Origin of the sequence: Ewingella americana ATCC 33852, assembly GCF_000735345.1 — a bacterium.
In the GTDB taxonomy this organism is placed as follows: Bacteria; Pseudomonadota; Gammaproteobacteria; order Enterobacterales; family Enterobacteriaceae; genus Ewingella; species Ewingella americana.
In genome coordinates, this window is the sequence record NZ_JMPJ01000041.1 from 25379 (window position 1) to 44386 (window position 19008).

The following is a 19008-nucleotide window of genomic DNA, read 5'->3' on the forward strand; positions in this document are numbered from 1 at the left end:
CAGTACCTTAGGCCAAATTACGGAGAGAACAGTTGAGTCAGACACAAATTTCCAGCCCGATTTGGCGCTTAACCCTTGCCACGGTCGCCACCGGCGTTTTAGCTGGGCTAGGCGGCATGATGCTGGCGCTCATTCTTCATAGCATCCAGCATTGGGCGTTTGGCTACAGCCAGAACGCGATTATCAGCGATGAAAGCTTTTTGCAGGGAGTGACCGCCGCGACGCACGGGCGGCGCTTCGCCGTGCTGGTGGTGTGTGGCTTGGTGGCAGGGATCGGCTGGTGGGCGCTCTATCGCTGGGGTAAGCCGCTGGTGAGCATCGCGGCGGCGGTGAAATCTGATAAACCCAATATGCCATTTTTCAGCACCACGGTTCACGCCTTGCTGCAAATCATCACCGTGGCTTTGGGGTCGCCACTGGGCCGCGAAGTCGCGCCGCGCGAAATCGGCGCAATCTCCGCCAACTGGCTCTCCCAGCGTTTTGATCTCACCGTGCGTGAAACCCAGATTATGATTGCCTGTGGTGCAGGCGCGGGGCTGGCGGCGGTGTATAACGTGCCGCTCGGCGGGGCGGTCTTTGTGTTGGAAGTGCTGCTGGGCGCGTTTAGCTGGCAGCTGCTGCTTCCAGCGATCTGTACCTCTTCTATCGCCGCCTTGGTGGCGTGGATTGGGCTGGGCAATGAGTCGCAGTACCACCTGATGCCGCTGGATATCACGCCGTCGCTGCTGGTCTGGTCGGTGGTGATGGGGCCGGTGTTCGGCTTTGCGGCTTACTGGTTCACGCGCTTGACCAACAAGGCCAAGGGGCAGGCTCCGCGCGATGCCAAACTGATTGTGCTCAACCTGATTAACTTCGCCATTATCGGCATTTTGGCCGGTTGGCTGCCGCAGTTATTGGGCAACGGCAAAGGCCCGGCGCAAATCAGCTTTGACAATCAGATAACCATTGGGCTGGCGGCGCTGCTGCTGGTGGCGAAAGTGGCAATCACTTGGAGCACGCTGCGAGCAGGCGCGCAGGGCGGGTTACTGACGCCGGGGCTGTCCAATGGCGCATTGCTGGCCTGCATGCTGGGCGGGCTGTGGAATATTTATTGGCCGGGCACCTCACTTGGCGCTTTCGCGATTATTGGCGCGGCGGCCTTTTTAGCCTCTTCAATGAAAATGCCGCTGACGGCGGTGGTATTAATTATGGAATTTACCCGCGTCGGGCATGATTTTTTAATCCCAATTTTATTCGCGGTAACAGGTTCAATCGCGGTACAGAGCCTTTGTACCAAGGCTTTCGAAGCTAAAAAGAGTTAATCAGCGCGGGCAAAAGGGCGGTAGGATCTTTTTTAGATCGTGAAAGATCCTATTGACCTTCCCAACAAACTTTCTTACATTTCAGTAACAGGTTAGTAATGAAATTTCGTAGCAAAGATGGCAGCTGTCACTATACTGTCATTATCAGGCGGTACTTTTTAGTTAACGCTCAGTAGCTTCAAATAATTAAGTTGAGTTGAGCAGGACTAAAAAGTTTACTCGGTGAGCGGCCAAGGCCGTAAATATCACAGCGGGGATCGCGAATGAGAAAGTCCTATTTTGGGCTGAGTAATAAGAAAACATATTTACACCTCTCCACTCGTTGTCACTGCTTAAAAGCAAACGAGGGCCAAGACTTCGACTCTCTGATATTAACCGACAAGACTTCTTCCACTCCTTTATTATTCCGTGATTTTTTAACCACACAACAGCGCCTCCGTTCTTTAACTGACCCCACACTTACACTGCAACCAACTGGCTATTTGTCTGGCCGTTTAACTGGCTCCAATGCTTTGAAGGTCAGCGGTTTGTCATTAATGACAATGCCTCCTCGTGAACAGACAGTATGTCTAAAGAAAATAGCAGGGCGCTCATTTATTAATCACCCGACGTTATTTTCCTCTTCACGTTATTCATTGGCTCAACTTGGTCTAAAAGGAGACCAAAACCTCATTTGTTAGTGAAACATAACCGTGCGGGCCTATGCCTTAGCGTTAAGTGAATCAAACTGTAAGGTGCCACTATGGGAAGACAGAAAGAAGTGATCAAAGCTCGTCGTGAAGCGAAACGTGTTATTCGTCGTGATTCACGCAGTCACCGCCAACGTGAGGAAGAATCTGTGACCTCTTTAATCCAAATGGGCGGTGTGGAATCGATTGGAATGGCGCGCGACTCTCGCGATACCTCTCCAATCCAGGCACGAACTGAAGCTCAAGGTCATTACTTATCAGCCATAGAGAATAAGCAGTTAATTTTTGCTACCGGTGAAGCAGGCTGTGGCAAAACATTTATCAGCGCGGCGAAAGCTGCCGAGGCATTAATACATAAAGAGATAGATAGGATTATTGTTACCCGCCCAGTATTGCAGGCCGACGAAGACCTCGGTTTCTTGCCCGGCGATATCTCTGAGAAGTTCGCACCTTATTTCCGTCCGGTATACGACATCTTATTACGTCGTCTGGGTTCATCATTCATGCAATATTGTCTGCGACCGGAAATAGGTAAGGTTGAAATTGCACCTTTCGCGTATATGCGCGGGCGTACTTTCGAAAACGCGGTGGTTATTCTGGACGAAGCCCAGAATGTCACGGCCAGCCAAATGAAAATGTTCCTGACCCGTCTCGGTGAAAATGTGACGGTGATAGTTAACGGGGATGTTACCCAATGCGATTTACCGCGTGGGGTAGTATCAGGGCTTAGCGATGCAATGTCTCGCTTCGAAGAAGACGAGATGGTTGGCATCATTCAGTTTGGTAAAGAGGACTGCGTGCGTTCAGAGCTGTGTAAACGCACCCTGCACGCTTACTCTTAATTCTTCCCTCGCACCTGTCTCCAATAAAAAAGGCCGCCCAATGTGAATTGAGGCGGCCTTCGTTTTATCTGGAGCCAGCTTACAGCATGATTATCATCATATAAGCCACAAACAGCGCCAAGTGAGCCGTGCCGTTTAATACATTGGTACGGCCGGTAGAGAAGGAGATTTGGCACAGGATCAGCACTGACAGCATCACCACGATGTTTGCCGGATCCAGACCGAAGATAAGCTCTTGGCCGGTCAGGGTGGCAATCAGCGTCACCGCAGGTACGGTCAGGGAAATGGTCGCCAGCACCGAACCAAAGAACAGATTCATCGCGCGCTGTACCTGATTCTTCATCACGGCTTTCAACGCACCCAAACCTTCAGGGGAGAGGATCAGCAGGGCGACCAAGAAACCGGTGAACTGCGCCGGGGCGTTCAGCTCGGTCAGCAGCTCTTCCAGCGGGTTAGCGTTGAACTTAGTCACCGCGATAACCAACGCCAAATGGACAATCAGCCACAGGGTGTGAGTCAGATTGCTTTTGGAGGAAGGCTTACCGTGGCCATCTTCTTCACCTTCATCTTCATGTTCATAAATGAACAGGCTTTGGTGCGTCTTGGTCTGAATCAGCAGGAACACGCCATACATGGCGGCGGAAATCACGGCAACAATCAGCGCCTGTGCGGTGGTGAAATTACCGTTTGGCAGGGCGGCAGGCAGCACCAGCACGATGATAGCCAGCGGGAAAATCGCCATCAGGTACTGTTTGATACCGCCCAGATTGACATACTGAGTCGCGAACTTACGGCCACCCAGCAATAAAGAGAAGCCCACCAGACCGGCGGTGACAATCATGATGATCGAGAACAGCGTGTCTCGCATCAGCGCGGGGGCGGCGTCACCGGTCGCCATCAGCGCGGAAATCAGACTTACTTCAAGGATAACCACCGACAGGCTGAGGATGAGTGAACCATAAGGTTCGCCTAAGCGGTGGGCAAGGACGTCGGCGTGGCGCACGACGCTAAAGGCGCTGGCCAAAATACCCACCAGTGCGATGGCGTTGATACCGACGACGGCGAGGAAGTTGCTGCTATCACTCCAAAAGACTAAGACTAATAAGGCAGCAATAGGGAAAACGAGTGAATATTCTTGATGGCGGGATTTATGCTTCGGATGCTCCTGAGATGACACCATGATGATTATTCTCCTGTGCAAAACTTACGTGGCTCGGACGAACCGGCTTCACGAAACAGCAGTGTTTTCACTGCCAGCAAAGAACGCGTCATTGAACACGACAAACGGGTCATGCCATGGCGCGTTAACTCGTTCACTATATAAGAAAAAGGACTTAATTGATAGATATAACCATGGTTTGGTAATTAAAAATCACAAGACAGCGATTTTACCGGCTATAACTTAATATAAGGCGCTAATTAAGTTATGAAGATGTGCTTTTTGTGATTTTTTAATTCCATTAAAACAATGAGTTAATTGGATAAGTCGGGCTTATGGCTATGATGAAGGTTTTTCATCTGAGTCGTCAAATAACCCCATTTTTCACTGGATTTCCAGTCTGAGCTTACGCTGCTTTACGTTAACTGAATTATCTTTATCATTTTCAGCACCATCGGTCTTATCAGAGGATCACCTATAACCCTATTTAGCGTAGCAGCTAGACTTTGTTGTGTAGCAAAACGGGTGATGAAACGCCGATCAAAGCAGCAAAAATTGCGCTTTTTAGACTTTGTTGCTTTATCAAATAACCCAGACGACTAACAAGGAGACTGGAAATGCCTTATGACAACCGATCATCTTTACCGGATTCAGTACGAAATGTGCTGCCGCCCCATGCTCAGGACATCTATAAAGAAGCCTTTAATAGCGCGTGGGATGAGTATGCTAAATCTAAAGATAGACAGGGCGATGACAGCCGCGAGGAAACCGCGCACAAGGTAGCCTGGGCGGCGGTTAAGCACGGTTATCAGAAAGGGGATGATGATAAATGGCATCCCAAAAAGAAATAAAAAATCCTTTATTCAGATGCTGAAAACATTTCGCCCGGCCATCGCGCCGGGTTTTCTTTTTCATCCATTCTGCGCTTTATTCTGATTTGTGCCGCTCTTATATCAATGTTCACTAAATGTTCATCATATTTTCGTTTTGTGATCACCTTCAATCTTGATTGCTGACGCAGAAACGCATAAGGTTTGAACTATTAACGACATAAAGAAATTCTTATGTTTTTTTCCTTTTTCGCCGTGACGAAAAGGAATAAAGCGCAATAACGGAGAAAACAGCGTCAACAGTATGGCAAGTTCTATAAGCAGTGGTTTTGAAGGAGGCGATGAATGTTAACCCGAGATTTTCTGCGTAACGCAGATTGCAAAACAGCATTCGGCAGCATCGACGAGTCGATGTTATTGACCTCCGAACAACGTTCCGCCTCGCTCGACTGCACGCTGGCGCGACGCCCGGACAATAGCCCGGTATGGATATTCGGCTACGGCTCTCTGATGTGGAACCCGGTGTTTGACTCCGACGAGGCTCGCCCGGCGACGCTCAACGGCTATCACCGCGCTTTCTGCCTGCGTTTGACCTCAGGGCGTGGGACGCACTCCCAGCCCGGCCGCATGCTGGCGCTGAAAGAGGGGGGCCGCACCACCGGACTGGCCTTCCGCCTGCCGGAAGAGAAGCTGCGCGAAGAGCTGGAACTGCTGTGGAAGCGTGAGATGGTCACCGGCTGTTACTGCCCGACATGGTGCGAGCTGGACCTCGACGACGGACGCAAAGTGACCGCGCTGGTGTTCATCATGGACCCGGCACACCCGCTGTTTGAAGCTGACACCTCCTATCAGGTGATAGCCCCGCTGATTGCCAAGGCCAGTGGGCCGCTTGGCACCAACGCGCAATACCTGTTCGCGCTGGAGAAAGAGCTGCAAACCTACGGCATGCGCGATGACTGCATGAGCGAGCTGGTGAATCAGGTGCGCATGCTGCTCGCCGTCTCTCCGGCTGAAGGGGTTCCCGGCCTCGGCTAAGACTTTTTGACGCCATTCACGCGACTCAATAAACCGCCGCAAGATGCTTATCTGACGGCGGTTTTTTATTGCCAATTTTATTGCATTTGAGCAGTCAATACGCATAATCCCAATCTTTATGAGAATCATTGGCATTCTCATTTTTGTTGATTGGGGAACCTCTATGCAAACGTCACACCGCTCACCACCCGCGGGTCGCATGACCCGTAGCTTATTATCTGTGTTTATTTGCTCGGCTATCGCCAGCCCGCTGGCCTATGCCGCCGCGCCTGCGACAACGGAACCAGACAGCACAACCAGCCCAAAGGGTGAAGATACGCTGACTGTCACCGCCGTGGCGGATGACTTCAAAGCGGGGGGCAACACCCCGGTACCAGCTTATCTCGACGGCGGGGTGGCGAACGGCGGCAGGCTGGGGATCTTGGGCGAGCAGGATGCCAAAAACGTGCCGTTCAACGTGATTAGCTTTACCGACAAACTGATTCAGGACCAGCAGGCGCGCTCGCTGGCCGACGTGCTGAGTAACGATGCCTCGGTGCAGAGCGGCTACGGCTACGGCAACTTCTCCGAAGCCTTTATGATCCGCGGCTTCGCGCTCAATGGCGATGATATCTCCTACGGCGGCATGTACGGCGTACTGCCGCGTCAGGTGGTCGCCACCAACTTCGCCGACCGCGTCGAGCTGTTTAAAGGCTCCAACGCCTTTATCAATGGGGTTAGCCCAAGCGGCAGCGGGGTGGGTGGCGCGATTAACGTCGAGCCAAAACACGCGCCTTCCACGCCATTAACCCGCGTCACCATGGATTACACCAGCTCTTCGCAGATTGGCACCGGCATTGACGTCGGTCGCCGCTTTGGCGACAACGACCAGTGGGGCGTGCGGGTCAACGCCTTACACCGCGAAGGGGATGCCGCGGTGGACGACGAATATCGCCGCACCACGCTCGGCTCAGTCGGGCTGGACTATCGCGGAGATCGTTTCCGCAGCTCCCTCGACCTTGGCTACCAGAAGCAGGTAGTGGGCAATGGCCGTCCGCCGGTCTACGTCAGCCCAACGCTGACCAAAATTCCTGACGCCCCCTCGGCAACGCTCAACTACGCCCAGCCTTGGTCTAATACCCATACTGAGAACGAATTCGGCATGTTGAAAGGGGAGTATGACCTCACCGACCACTGGACGGCCTACGCCGGACTGGGTGCCAGTCATGCGCACGAAACCGGTGATTACGCCTCGCCAACCATTACTGATGTGAATGGAAATGGCACCGTAGGCCGCCTGAGCGTGCCTTACTTCGCCGACCGCATCTCCACCATGGCGGGGCTGCGCGGCGACTTCGACACCGGCTTTGTGTCGCACAAGGTTAACGTCGGCTTCTCCAGCGTCTATGTGAAGACTCGCACCAGCTACACCATGCCGAAAACTGCCGATCGCGGGCCTTTCAGCCTCTATGATCCTCAGCCAATCAACTACCCGCCAACCAGCTTTACCGGCGGCCATATGGATGACCCAAAAGTGCGTAACCGCAGCCGCAGCAGTGGCATTGCGGTATCTGACACCTTGGGTGTGTTAGATGACAAAGTGCTGCTGACGCTCGGGGCGCGCCGCCAAGAGGTGCTCACCCGTGGCTACACCTATGAGGGTGTGCAGAGTGCGGCCTTCGACGACACCAAGGTCACTCCGGCTTACGGGCTGTTGGTCAAGCCGTGGGAGCACGTCTCGCTGTATGCCAACCATATTGAAGCCCTTCAGCCGAGCGACCCGGCGCCAAGTACGGCGGTCAACACGGGCGAGGTATTCCCAGCCATTACCTCGAAGCAAAATGAAGTCGGCGCTAAGTTTGATTTCGGCACCCTCGGCGGCTCGTTGGCGCTGTTTGAAATCAAAAAGCCGGCTGCTTATACCAATAGCGTGACGCGCGAATATGGCCTGTACGGCATGCAGCGCAACCGTGGCGTTGAGTTGAGCGTGTTTGGTGAGCCGATGTACGGCGTGCGCCTGCTGGGCAGTGCCATGTGGCTCAAGCCTGAGCTGACGGACACCAACGGCGGCCTGAATGGCGGCAATGACGCCATTGGCGTGCCGAACTATCAGGTCGTGCTCGGCGGCGAGTGGGATGTTCCGCGCGTGCAGAACGTGACGCTGACCGGCAAGGTGATCCGCACCGGCTCGCAATATCTCAATGAAGCCAATACCCAAAAACTGGATGCCTGGACTCGCCTCGACCTCGGCGTGCGTTACGCCATGCCGATGCAGGAACACACCCTGACGTGGCGCGCCAATCTGGAAAACGTCACCAATGAGAACTACTGGGCGTCGGCCACCGGCGGTTATTTGACGCAGGGTACGCCGCGCCAGTTTAAACTCTCCGCCACTTACGACTTCTAACCTTCAAGGCCTCTCTCGCATGTGGGGGAGGCCGCGCATTTCTTAGCGTTTCACCGCACTTTGATACTGAACATTTGGCTAAACGCCGCTTTAATAACCATACTCATAATCTTATGCGATAAAAGCATAAGGTTAGTCGTTAAACGACTTTCTTGTGAGTTAGTGACTCACATACACTCAGGAAATTATTAGCAATTTCGCTATGTTGGAGAGTCATCACCATGAAAGCCTTTATCCCTTCCGTTCTGTTCGCTGCCATCGCGGCCAGCTTCACCGTTCAGGCCGCTACACCAGCGAATACCTTGGTTATTGCGCAATCTATCGATGACACGTCAAGCTTCGACCCGGCGCAGGGCTTTGAGCTGACCACCGTGCAGGCGTTCAACAACATTTATCAGCGTTTAGTGCAGTCTGACCCGAACAACCCCATTGATTTGAAACCGACGCTGGCGACCTCGTGGGAAGCAGGCAAAGACAACCGCAGCCTGACCTTTACCCTCGACCCGAAAGCAGTATTCGCCAGCGGCAACCCGCTGACCGCCGACGACGTAATTTTCTCCCTGTCTCGCGTGGTGAAGCTGAACCTCGAGCCATCCTTCGTGCTGACCCAACTTGGTTGGGATGAGAAAAACGTCGATAGCTTCCTGACCAAGGTTGACGATCACCACGTGAAGGTGAGCTGGACCGCCAACGTTAGCCCGAACTTCGTGCTGAGCCTGCTCTCTGCGCCGGTTTCTTCTATCGTAGACAGCAAGCAAGTGAAAGAAAACGCCAAAGGTACCGACCTTGGTCACGAGTGGCTGGCCAGCCATTCCGCAGGCAGCGGCCCGTACAAAATCCGCACCTATGTGCCGCATGAAGTGGTGGTGCTCGACGCCAACCCAACTTCGCCAGAGGGTGCGCCTAAGCTGAAAACCATCTTGATCAAAAACGTGCCGGACCCGGCCGCTCGCCGCCTGCTGATTGAGCAGGGCGATGCTGATATCGCGCGTAACCTCGGCGCAGACCAAATGGCCGCGTTGGAAGGCAAAAAGGGCGTTAAGCCGCTGGCTATCCCTTACGCGTCCCTGTACTTCCTGCAATTTAACGCCAAAGCTTCTCCAGCCTTGGGCAACCCTGCGTTCTGGGAAGCCGCTCGCTACCTGTTTGACTACAAACACATCGCCCACGACCTGATGAAAGACACCTTCCAGGTGCATCAGGCCTTCCTGCCAGAAGGCTATCTTGGCTCGCTGAATGACAACCCGTACACCTACGACCCGGCAAAAGCCAAAGCCATCTTGGAAAAAGCGGGGCTGAAAAACGTCACCTTCACCATTTCGACCTCTAACCAGCCGCCGTATCTGGACATCGCTCAGGCCTTGCAGGCGAGCTTCGCGCAGGGCGGCGTGACGGTGAAATTGGATCCGGGCCTAAGCCAGCAGATTTCCACCAAGGTTAAAGCGCACGAGTACGACGCTTACATGTCTTCATGGGGCCCGGACTACTTTGACCCGAACACCAACGCCTCGGCCTTTGCCTACAACGCAGAGAACGGTGGCCAAACGCTGGCATGGCGCGCCAACTGGTCAATTCCAGAGTTGAACAAACTGACGCTGGCAGCGACCGCCGAGCCTGACCAAGCTAAACGCGTGGCGGATTACCGCAAACTGCAATTAGAAGTGCAGAAAAGCTCGCCGTTCGTGATTGGTTTGCAGGCCAAGAGCCTGATTGCCGTGCGTGACAACATTCAGGGCTACGTGCAGGGCATCAACCCTGACATGGTCTTCTACAGCAAGGTCACTAAGTAATGACAGATAGTTCAACACCCGCCGGATTCGTCCGGCAGGGTTGGCGCTGGTCAGGCCGTCTGCTGACCGGCTTGGTTTCGCTAGCGCTGACGCTGCTCGGCCTGCTGGCGTTTACCTTTACGCTTTCCCACCTCGCGCCGATTGACCCCACGCTGCAAGTTGCTGGCGACCACGCCAGCGAATCGACTTACGCCCAGATCCGCAAAGATCTCGGGTTGGATCAGTCGGTTCCGGTGCAGTTTGGGCGTTATATCGAGCATCTGGCTCACGGCGATATGGGCATGTCGCGCATCACCGCGCAGCCGGTAGCCAGTGATTTGGCTCGCACCTTCCCAGCCACCGTGGAGCTGGCCACCTGTGCCATTATCTTCGGCGCTTTCTTCGGTATTTCGCTGGCGCTGCTGGCGGTATGGAAACCGGGAAGCTGGCTGGATAACACCGCGCGGCTGATTTCGCTGCTCGGCTATTCGGTGCCGATTTTCTGGCTCAGTCTGTTAGGGCTGCTGCTGTTTTACGCCGTACTGCACTGGGCCGGTGGGCCGGGGCGGCTGGACGATGTGTATCTCTATAGCATGGAGCCAAAAACCGGTTTTGTGCTGATTGATACTTGGCTGTCCGGCGATCGCGAGATGTTCTTCAACGCCATCAGCCACCTGTGGCTGCCGGTGACCGTGCTGGCACTGCTTTCGATGGCAGGGATCACGCGCCTGCTGCGCGCCTCGATGCTGGGCGAAATGAACAAAGAGTATGTGATTCTGGCGCGCTCGAAGGGTGCTGGCCGGGGCCGCGTGCTGCTGCGTCACGTCTTCCCTAACGTTTTGGGTACGCTTATTACCGTGTTAACGCTCTCCTACGCCAGCCTGCTGGAAGGGGCGGTATTAACCGAAACGGTATTTGCTTGGCCGGGCGTTGGGCGCTATCTGACCACCGCGCTGTTTGCTGCCGACACGCCAGCTATCCTTGGCGCGACGCTGCTGATTGGCACCTGTTTCGTGCTGCTCAATGCGCTGGCGGATGCCCTGACTTACCTTCTTGACCCGCGAACCCGATAAGTGGCTGACTGATATGACTCAACTTATTCCTGACCAGCCAACGCAGGTCGATGCCTCGACCGAATGGCGTCCGGCAAGGCGTATCACCACCTTGTCGATTGGCACCGTGCTGGTCATCATCCTGATTGCCTGCGCGCTGCTTGCGCCGCTGCTGGCACCTTTCGACCCGAACATTCAGCACATTGAGTTTCGCCTGCTGCCGCCTTCTGCCGAGCACTGGTTGGGCACTGACGGCTTTGGCCGTGACTTGCTCTCCCGCGTGATTTACGGCGCGCGGCCTACGCTGCTGCTGGTGTCGCTGATTTTGATCCTGACCATTCCGATTGGCCTCCTGGTGGGTATCAGCGCGGGTTACATCGGCGGCTGGTATGAGCGCATTATCATGCGCCTGACTGACATCGTGCTGTCGCTGCCAAGCTTGGTTATCGCGCTGGCGCTGGTGGCTATCCTTGGCCCGGGCTTGATGAATGGCGCACTGGCGCTGGCTTTCACCAGTTGGCCGCCGTTTGCTCGTCAGGCGAGGGCGGAGACGCTGGCGCTGCGCCGCAGTGACTATCTGGCGGCGGCGCGTATGCAGGGCATTGGCGGCTTACGCCTGATGTTCGGCCATATTCTGCCGCTGTGCTTGCCTAGCGCCGTGGTGCGCGCGGCGCTGAGCCTCGGCGGCATTATTCTGGCTTCTGCCGGTTTGGGCTTCCTCGGCATGGGTATCCAGCCACCGACCGCCGAATGGGGTTCGATGGTTGCCGAAGGCAGCAAAGTGATTTTCGACCAGTGGTGGGTCGCAGCCGCGCCGGGTGGAGCAATCCTGTTCGCCAGTCTGGCATTCAACCTGCTGGGCGATGGCCTGCGTGACAAAATGGACCCGCGACATGGCAAATGATTTCGAGAAGAACCAACAAAAGACCCTGCACAATGACGTGCTGGTCGCCAAAGACCTGACGGTCTATCTGCCCGGCCCGCGCCCGGTGGAGCTGGTGAAGTCACTCTCTTTCAGCGTCGGAAAAGAGCGCGTGGCGCTGGTGGGAGAGTCCGGCTCGGGTAAATCCTTAACCGCCCGCGCTCTGATGGGGCTGTTGCCACATCCTTGCGAAGTGCGCGCCAGCCAGCTGACCTTGGGTGACCAAGACCTGCTGACACTGCGCGAACGCCAGTGGAACCAGCTGCGCGGTAACCGCGTATCGATGGTGATGCAGGATCCAAAACACGCGCTAAACCCGTCGCAGCCGATTGGCTGGCAGGTGGAAGAGCCGCTGCGCCTGCACACCCGTCTTGGTCGCAAAGAGCGGCAGGAGAAGGTGCTGGAGATGCTCAACGCCGTGGGCCTCCCTGACCCGAAACGCCTGTGCAAGCAGTATCCGCACCAGCTTTCCGGCGGTATGGGCCAGCGCGTGATGCTGGCGATTGCTCTAATCAATGATCCACAGTGGCTGATTGCCGATGAACCGACCTCGGCGCTGGATTTCGACATGCGCGAGCAGGTGCTGGGCTTGATTGAGCGTCTGGTAGAGCAACGCAACATGGGGCTGATTTTGATTAGCCACGATTTGCAGCAGGTGTCGCAGTTCTGCGAACGCGTGCTGGTGATGTACAAAGGCGACCTGTTGGATGAGCTGCCAGCCGACCAGCTGGCGCACGCCACGCACCCGTACACTCACACTCTGTGGTCATGCCGCCCGAGCAAGTTCACCCACGGTGAACGCCTGCCGGTGCTGGACCGCGCACTGCTTGAGTCTTTGAAATCCGCTTCATCGAAAGATGCTTCCTCACAGGAGCCACAGCCATGAGTCAGGTCGTTGCTGAATTAGCACACCTCAGCGTTTCACACCGTCACGGCTATGAGCTGCGCACCGTGGTGCATGACGTGCATCTGAGCATTAAGCAGGGCGAGTGCTTCGGGCTAGTCGGGCCTTCCGGCTGCGGGAAATCCTCGCTGCTGTGGGTATTGGCTGGGTTAAACGGCCAATGGTCAGGGAACTTAACCATGCTCGGCCAGCAGCTGGTGCCGGGCAAGCCGTTCACCGGCAGCCTGCGCCGCGACGTGCAGATGGTGTTTCAGGACCCCTATGCCTCGCTGCACCCGAAACATCGCCTCAGCCGCACTCTGGCCGAGCCGCTGAAAATCCTTAAAGAGCAGGATATCGAGCAGAAAATCGCTGAAGGTTTCCGTCAGGTGGGCCTCGACCCTAGCCTGATGAATCGCTATCCGCACCAGCTTTCCGGCGGCCAGCGCCAGCGCGTGGCGATTGTCCGCGCTCTGCTGCTCAAACCCAAGTTGCTGCTGCTGGATGAGCCGACGTCTGCGCTGGATATGTCAGTGCAGGCCGAAATTCTCAATCTGCTCAATGACCTGAAAGCCTCAACCGACCTCACCATGCTGCTGGTAAGCCACGACGCCGATGTGATTGACCACATGTGTGACAGGGCGGTGCATATGGCGAAAGGGCATATTGTCGGGTAATTATTGGTTTGCTCCTTCTCCTCTCAGAGGAGAAGGAGCAAAATCAAAAGCCAATGCAAAAGCCGCAAACTCTTATCCATTTTGATTATTTCTAATGCATTTATAAGTATTTAGCTGCTTAGAATCCGCCCCGTAAACTCCCTAAACAAATCATTTTTCGGGAGTTTTGCCTTCATGAAAGTTCGTCTTCCTTCTTTGCTTTTCTTGGCCGTTGCGGCGGCGTTCAGTGCTCATGCGGCGACGCCGAAAGATACGCTGGTGATCGCCAGTACGCTTGAGGGGATCATCAGTCTGGATCCGGCCGAAAGTTTTGAAATCATGAGTTCAGGGAATTTAATCAATATTTATCAGCAGATTGTCTCTCCAGACCGCCAGCACCCGGACACGCTGGATCCTGACGTGGCGTCGAGCTGGACCAAGGGCGACAGCGACCACAGCTTGGTGTTTACCATCAAGCCGGGGGCGAAATTCGCCAGTGGCAACCCGGTGACGGCGGATGACGTGATTTACTCCTATACCCGCGCGGTGAAGCTCAACAAAAGCCCGTCGTTTATCCTCGGCGAGCTTGGCTGGACGCCGGACAACATTGATACCCAATTCAAAAAAGTCGGTGACGATAAGCTGCAAATCAGCTGGCCTGCGGATATCGGCAGCGAGCTGGTGCTGCGCGTGCTGACCGCCCCGGTGGCGGCGATTGTTGACAGCAAGCTGGTGAAATCTCATGCGGAAAATAACGACTTCGGCAACAGCTGGTTGCGCTCTCGCTCGGCGGGCAGCGGTGCCTTTGAAGTACGCAACTACGTGCCGCACGAGGCGCTGGTGCTCAAACGCAACCCGAATGCGCACCCTCTGGCTAAGCTGGAAAACGTGCTGTTCAAAAACGTCGCGGACCCGGCAACCCGCCGCCTGCTGGTACTGAACGGCGACGCGGATATTGCCTATGACTTGGGTGCCGACCAGTTCGCCTCGCTGCAAAAAGAGAAGGGCGTGCGCGTCTCTGAATTCCCGGCGACCAAGGTGTTCTATCTGGCCTTCAACACCGGCGACACCACCCAGCCCGCGCTGAATAACCCGGCGCTGTGGCAAGCGGCTCGCTGGCTGGTGGACTACAAAGGCATCTCGCAAGACTTGCTGAAAGGCCAATACACCATCCACCAAACCTTCCTGCCGGACGGTCTGGCCGGGGCAATCGACGATCAGCCATTTAAGCTGGATGTCGCCAAAGCTAAAGAGATCCTGAGCAAAGCGGGCATCGCCGAAGGCACCAAAATTGACCTGCTGGTGATTAACCAGCCGCCATATTCTGATATCGCCCAGTCGCTGCAAGCCAGCTTCGCCAAGGCGGGGATTAACTTAGTGGTGCATCCGCTGGTGGAAAGCGATGTGCTGACCCGCATGCGCGCCCACAAATTCCAGTCCATCTTCACCTACTGGGGCGCGGATTACCTCGACCCGAATACCAACGCCAGCACCTTCGCCTATAACGTGCCGGACGGCCCGAAAACCTTGGCCCAGCGTATTCAGTGGGTGATCCCTGAAATCAGCAAGCAGACCCGCGAAGCGGCGGCAGAGTCTGACCCAACCAAACGTCTGGCGCGCTACGCCGATCTGCAACGTGAATTGCAGCGCAATTCGCCATTCGTGGTGGCGCTGCAAAGCAAACTACTGGTGGCTTTACGTGACAACGTAACGGGGGCCAGCCAGAACGTCGCGGGCAGCCAGCTGTATTTGGATACGGTGAATAAGTAAAAGTAGAGTGAAAGATAAAAAGCCCCGCGATGTTTAGCGGGGCTTTTTGCTGATGTGGTAAAGCTTTTATTAACTTAATCCAACTTATAAACCTGCGCAGAAATCGCGCCAGCGTGGATGGCATCGTTCTGGTCGCCCGGCTTATAGCTGCCTTGGGTGTTATCTCCGGCCATCAGTTTGGCAGTTTTCACCTTCAGCGCGGCGACGGAAACATCGCGCGGCTGCTCGCTTGGGTTGAGCACCACCAGATAGCGGTCATCGCCCGAGGAGCGCAAATAGACCATCGGGTAGGGCTGATTGACGTCGCTGACTAGCTTCCAGTCGCCGTCTGCCGACAGTGCCGGGCTGTCTTTGCGCAGCGTCAGCAGTTGGCGGGTGTAGTTGAGCAGCGAGGCAGGGTCTTTGTCCTCTTTGGCCACCGTCGGGCGATTGACGTCTTTGTCCACTGGCAGGTAGAGATTCCAGTAATCTGCGGTGGAGAATCCGGCGTTTTTCGAATCATCCCACTGCATTGGCGTCCTTGAGCCCGCGCGGTTCTTGGTGGCGCGTCCCTGACTGCCTTCTTTGTTCCACAGCCCGGTCTGGAATTTCATCCCAATTTCATCGCCATAGTAGATAAACGGCGTGCCCGGCATGGTGAGGAAGAAGGTCATGGTGACTTTCAGCTGGTCGAGGGTGTTACGGTCACCGGCGTTTAGGCGCTGGATATCATGGTTGCCGGTCGGTAGCGAGATATAGCTCTTGCCCTTGGTGGCGTTGTATTGCTCGGTGTAAAGATCGTACCACTCCTTGATTTGGCCTTTGCCCTGCTTGGCGAAGTAGCTGACCTGCGGCTCGAACTCGCCGCCGACCTTGTTAAAGAACAGCGAGGAGAAGTTATATTTGCCGGTGTGCATCATGAAATCGATGTTGAACCCTGCCGCAGAGGACTCTTTCGGGTTGCTCCATTCGGAGATAAGCACGCCTTCGGGATACTTGGCTTTGTACCATGAGGAGATGTCCTGCCAAACCTTGATGGAGGCCAATTTGCCCGGATCGTTCTTCACCACGCTGGAGGCCATATCCACGCGGAAGCCGTCCGCGCCCTTGTCCATCCAGAACGCGATAATGTTTTCGATTTCACGGCGGACCGCCATCGGGCCGGGGGCGTCAATCGGCTGCTCCCACGCGTGCTGCGGGTTCGGATTGGCGTAACCGTAGTTCAGCGCTGGCTGGGAATCGTAGTAGTTTTTGATGTAAAACGGCGAGCGGCCTGAGTCGGTTTTCACAAAGCTGTCTTCACCAATTACACCGCTGATTTGGTCTTTCTCTTTGCCTTTGACGTCATCGGGAATTCTGTCCGGCCAGATGTAGTAGTCGCTATAGCGCTGGTCCGGGCCTTTCTTCGACGCTAAGAACCAAGCGTTTTGGTCGGAAGTGTGTCCCGCCACCAAGTCCAAACAGACGCGCAGGCCGCGCTTGTGGGCCTCTTCCACCAGTCGTTTGAAGTCGGCGTTGGTGCCAAAGCGTTTGTCGATGGAGTAGAAGTCAGTGATGTCGTAACCGCCGTCTTTGAATTCAGAGGAGAACATCGGGTTGAACCACAGGGTGTTTACGCCGATGGATTTTATGTAATCCAGCTTGTCGATCACTCCCTGAATGTCGCCGACGCCGTCGCCGTTAGAATCTTTAAATGAGGAGGGGTAAATCTGATAAAAAACCGCTTTGCTGACCCATTCCGGCGCGTCGTTTTTGGCCTGCGCCTGCCCTGAAATTGCCGCGACGGCTAACGCGGTGAATATCGCAATGCTATGCTTCTTCATGTCACTTTCTCCTGAGTAAAAAAATAATAAAAAGTACCAATCGCGTTTCATTTTTAATACGAGGAGTTATGACAGTAGCAGCTATTTAGCCATGCAATTTCAACAAGCTAGGGTAGAGCGCAGCTTTGTGAGTAGGGTCACAATCAATGATCGAGCTAATGAAATGTTGCATTTTGACCGAGGATTTATCGTCTGAACTTTGAAGATTTAAGGGGCTTATGCAGCAGGCAAAAAAGAGTCAAATTGGCGGTGCGCTGAGTTTTATGCTTGGTGGATTGATCTATTTATTGGCGGAGAAAATCGCCGCGCTGGGTTGGCGGCAACCGGCCTACAGTTACATCAATAATTACATTAGCGATCTGGGCGTCGCCCAATGCGGCGTGATGCCGGACGGGCGAGACATCTGCTCGCCACTGTATGGCGTGATGAATTCTGGTTTTGCACTAGAGGGCGTGCTGTTTTTCATCGCCTGCTGGCTGTTGCGCCCGTTGTTTAGCGGCCTGTCGGGAAGGCTAATGCTGCTGTTTGGCCTGCTGCACGGCGTAGGCGGCATTCTCATTGCCCTGTTCCACAGTGAACCTTCTGACACCGTTTTCTTGGGCGTCTCGCTGCATCAGTTCGGGGCATTTCTGGCGATTGTCGGCGGGAATCTGACTTTGCTGTGCGCGGGCTGGAGCCAGTGGAATAAGCCCTCGTGGCTGATATTTAGCAGGTTAAGCTGGCTGTTGGGCGTTTTCGGCCTGCTCAGCGTGGTGGTGCTCACGCGGGATATTCTCCCCACCGGGGTTGCCGAACGCGGCTCAGTGTACAGCATCACTTTTTGGCAAATCTTCACCGGCATCTCTCTGCTGGTGGCGCGGAGCAATACGCAGCAGGCGGCCTGAAACCGCCTGCGAGTCAGCTTATTTGTTACCAAAACGGCCAATAATCCCAGCGGCACCTTTGCTGTGTCCGTCGAGTTTTTCAAACAGCTGTTCACGCGTCAGGCCCGCAGGCAGGGCGTCCGGCGCTAAGTCGGTGGCGATCAGCGTGAAGGTGTAGTGGTGAACCCCGGCGCTAACCGGCGGGCAAGGGCCGTTGTAATGCCCGTTACCCTGCGTGCTTTTCCCGCCAACAAAGCCTTTGCCTTTCGCCAAATCGTTTTCAGCGAAGCCTTTGGCATCGGGCGAAATCCCATAAGCCACCAGATGATTCACCCCCAGCCCGCCGCGCCCCTCGGGGTCAACCATCGTCAATGCCAGACTCTTGGTACCTTCCGGCACATTTTCCCAGCTCAGCGCCGGAGAAGCGTTTTCACCGGTACAGAACTGATTACCTTTGATATTCCCGGCGAACTTCTGCGCCATCATCTCACCATCTTTAAAGTCGCCAGACTTGAGGGTAAAGATCCCCGCAGCATTAGCCAAAGGCAACCAAGCAGCGAGCGAGACGGCGAGGGTAGTTTTTAACAGTGTTTTACAAGCGGGCATGTTGAATCCTTGCGATGGGAATGTGTTTGAAAAGCATAGCAGGAGGGGGGAGTTATATGCATAACAGGCGGGGAGAGGAAAAGGGGTTAATTGTTATTGAAGGGGGTTTTAATTGCAAATTTTGGGGAATTCAAGGTCAAGACCGTGGGCTCGCCGCCCACACTGGCCCAAAGGTCAAGGTCGTGCGCTGCCGCCACACCGGCCTTAAGAGTCGCCTATCGCCGCGCCTCTTAAGAATCTCCGGCTCTTTACTGCGCGCTGTCGCTGGCTAAATGGACGTGTTTCAGGGGCTTCCGTTATCCACCGCAAAATGTCGCCGCTTAGGCGGTACCTTCGCTGCGGGATTCAAGCCTTAAGTCTTGAACCTCTTGCTCAGCGCCATTTTTGACTGCGGTTTTGAGGCATTTCAGCCGTGCCGTTTCAGGGGGGGCTTGTCTTGGGTT

Annotated in this window: 16 protein-coding genes; 13 read left to right on the forward strand and 3 right to left on the reverse strand. The window is 55.1% G+C overall.

Features of this window, described 5'->3' with window-relative positions; genetic code table 11:
- Positions 1–32: 32 nt before the first annotated feature.
- The 3 genes from GEAM_RS07585 to phoH all read left to right on the forward strand — a co-directional run bounded on the left by GEAM_RS07585 (position 33) and on the right by phoH (position 2832).
- Positions 33–1301 (forward strand): chloride channel protein, encoded by a 1269-nt coding sequence (locus GEAM_RS07585; protein ID WP_034790155.1) that lies wholly within the window; start codon positions 33–35, stop codon positions 1299–1301.
- Positions 1302–1564: 263 nt separating this feature from the next.
- The gene (locus GEAM_RS22605) at positions 1565–1981 is read left to right on the forward strand and encodes a hypothetical protein (protein WP_072009878.1); all 417 of its coding nucleotides are present in this window, start codon (positions 1565–1567) and stop codon (positions 1979–1981) included.
- 62 nt (positions 1982–2043) lie between these two features.
- Positions 2044–2832 carry a phosphate starvation-inducible protein PhoH gene (gene phoH / locus GEAM_RS07590; RefSeq protein WP_034790157.1) on the forward strand — a complete coding sequence of 263 codons (789 nt, stop codon included), beginning with the start codon at positions 2044–2046 and terminating at the stop codon, positions 2830–2832.
- A gap of 79 nt (positions 2833–2911) precedes the next feature.
- On the opposite strand, the gene chaA is transcribed toward phoH, so the two are convergent.
- Positions 2912–4012 carry a sodium-potassium/proton antiporter ChaA gene (gene chaA / locus GEAM_RS07595; protein ID WP_034790159.1) on the reverse strand — a complete coding sequence of 367 codons (1101 nt, stop codon included), beginning with the start codon at positions 4010–4012 and terminating at the stop codon, positions 2912–2914.
- Positions 4013–4608: 596 nt separating this feature from the next.
- Between chaA and chaB the strand changes: the two genes are divergently transcribed.
- From chaB to GEAM_RS07640, 9 genes are all read left to right on the forward strand, one after another.
- Positions 4609–4842: a putative cation transport regulator ChaB gene (gene chaB / locus GEAM_RS07600; RefSeq protein WP_034790161.1), complete on the forward strand. Its 234-nt coding sequence runs from the start codon at positions 4609–4611 to the stop codon at positions 4840–4842.
- 324 nt (positions 4843–5166) lie between these two features.
- Positions 5167–5856: a gamma-glutamylcyclotransferase gene (locus GEAM_RS07605; RefSeq protein ID WP_034790163.1), complete on the forward strand. Its 690-nt coding sequence runs from the start codon at positions 5167–5169 to the stop codon at positions 5854–5856.
- Between the two features lie 163 nt (positions 5857–6019).
- Positions 6020–8242, forward strand: a complete 2223-nt coding sequence (locus GEAM_RS07610) for a TonB-dependent receptor (protein WP_034790165.1) — start codon at positions 6020–6022, stop codon at positions 8240–8242.
- A gap of 221 nt (positions 8243–8463) precedes the next feature.
- On the forward strand, positions 8464–10032 hold the full coding sequence (locus GEAM_RS07615) for an ABC transporter substrate-binding protein (protein ID WP_034790166.1): 1569 nt from the start codon (positions 8464–8466) through the stop codon (positions 10030–10032).
- Positions 10032–11084, forward strand: a complete 1053-nt coding sequence (locus tag GEAM_RS07620) for an ABC transporter permease (protein WP_034790168.1) — start codon at positions 10032–10034, stop codon at positions 11082–11084. The genes GEAM_RS07615 and GEAM_RS07620 overlap by 1 nt, the downstream gene beginning before the upstream one ends.
- 13 nt (positions 11085–11097) lie before the next feature.
- Positions 11098–11967: an ABC transporter permease gene (locus GEAM_RS07625; protein WP_034790170.1), complete on the forward strand. Its 870-nt coding sequence runs from the start codon at positions 11098–11100 to the stop codon at positions 11965–11967.
- Complete coding sequence (locus GEAM_RS07630) at positions 11957–12871, forward strand: ABC transporter ATP-binding protein (protein WP_051899443.1); 915 nt, start codon at positions 11957–11959, stop codon at positions 12869–12871. Before GEAM_RS07625 ends, GEAM_RS07630 begins: the two co-directional genes overlap by 11 nt.
- The gene (locus tag GEAM_RS07635; RefSeq protein WP_034790172.1) at positions 12868–13545 is read left to right on the forward strand and encodes an ABC transporter ATP-binding protein; all 678 of its coding nucleotides are present in this window, start codon (positions 12868–12870) and stop codon (positions 13543–13545) included. The genes GEAM_RS07630 and GEAM_RS07635 overlap by 4 nt, the downstream gene beginning before the upstream one ends.
- 174 nt (positions 13546–13719) lie before the next feature.
- Positions 13720–15294, forward strand: coding sequence for an ABC transporter substrate-binding protein (locus tag GEAM_RS07640; protein ID WP_034790174.1), 1575 nt, complete (start codon positions 13720–13722; stop codon positions 15292–15294).
- Positions 15295–15368: 74 nt separating this feature from the next.
- Here GEAM_RS07640 and GEAM_RS07645 read toward each other — a convergent pair whose 3' ends face one another.
- Complete coding sequence (locus tag GEAM_RS07645) at positions 15369–17096, reverse strand: alpha-amylase family glycosyl hydrolase (RefSeq protein WP_034790176.1); 1728 nt, start codon at positions 17094–17096, stop codon at positions 15369–15371.
- A 218-nt stretch (positions 17097–17314) separates the two neighbouring features.
- On the opposite strand from GEAM_RS07645, the gene GEAM_RS07650 reads away from it, so the two are divergent.
- Positions 17315–17980 carry a DUF998 domain-containing protein gene (locus tag GEAM_RS07650; RefSeq protein ID WP_034790178.1) on the forward strand — a complete coding sequence of 222 codons (666 nt, stop codon included), beginning with the start codon at positions 17315–17317 and terminating at the stop codon, positions 17978–17980.
- Positions 17981–17998: 18 nt separating this feature from the next.
- On the opposite strand, the gene GEAM_RS07655 is transcribed toward GEAM_RS07650, so the two are convergent.
- Positions 17999–18565: a YbhB/YbcL family Raf kinase inhibitor-like protein gene (locus tag GEAM_RS07655; RefSeq protein ID WP_034790180.1), complete on the reverse strand. Its 567-nt coding sequence runs from the start codon at positions 18563–18565 to the stop codon at positions 17999–18001.
- Positions 18566–19008 lie beyond the last annotated feature (443 nt).

Coding starts and splice junctions, on each gene's coding strand:
- GEAM_RS22605 (WP_072009878.1), top strand. CDS start 1,565: ATGAGAAAGTCCTATTTTGGGCTGAGTAATAAGAAAACATATTTACAC.
- phoH (WP_034790157.1), top strand. CDS start 2,044: ATGGGAAGACAGAAAGAAGTGATCAAAGCTCGTCGTGAAGCGAAACGT.
- chaA (WP_034790159.1), bottom strand. CDS start 4,012: ATGGTGTCATCTCAGGAGCATCCGAAGCATAAATCCCGCCATCAAGAA.
- chaB (WP_034790161.1), top strand. CDS start 4,609: ATGCCTTATGACAACCGATCATCTTTACCGGATTCAGTACGAAATGTG.
- GEAM_RS07605 (WP_034790163.1), top strand. CDS start 5,167: ATGTTAACCCGAGATTTTCTGCGTAACGCAGATTGCAAAACAGCATTC.
- GEAM_RS07610 (WP_034790165.1), top strand. CDS start 6,020: ATGCAAACGTCACACCGCTCACCACCCGCGGGTCGCATGACCCGTAGC.
- GEAM_RS07615 (WP_034790166.1), top strand. CDS start 8,464: ATGAAAGCCTTTATCCCTTCCGTTCTGTTCGCTGCCATCGCGGCCAGC.
- GEAM_RS07620 (WP_034790168.1), top strand. CDS start 10,032: ATGACAGATAGTTCAACACCCGCCGGATTCGTCCGGCAGGGTTGGCGC.
- GEAM_RS07625 (WP_034790170.1), top strand. CDS start 11,098: ATGACTCAACTTATTCCTGACCAGCCAACGCAGGTCGATGCCTCGACC.
- GEAM_RS07630 (WP_051899443.1), top strand. CDS start 11,957: ATGGCAAATGATTTCGAGAAGAACCAACAAAAGACCCTGCACAATGAC.
- GEAM_RS07635 (WP_034790172.1), top strand. CDS start 12,868: ATGAGTCAGGTCGTTGCTGAATTAGCACACCTCAGCGTTTCACACCGT.
- GEAM_RS07640 (WP_034790174.1), top strand. CDS start 13,720: ATGAAAGTTCGTCTTCCTTCTTTGCTTTTCTTGGCCGTTGCGGCGGCG.
- GEAM_RS07645 (WP_034790176.1), bottom strand. CDS start 17,096: ATGAAGAAGCATAGCATTGCGATATTCACCGCGTTAGCCGTCGCGGCA.
- GEAM_RS07650 (WP_034790178.1), top strand. CDS start 17,315: ATGCAGCAGGCAAAAAAGAGTCAAATTGGCGGTGCGCTGAGTTTTATG.
- GEAM_RS07655 (WP_034790180.1), bottom strand. CDS start 18,565: ATGCCCGCTTGTAAAACACTGTTAAAAACTACCCTCGCCGTCTCGCTC.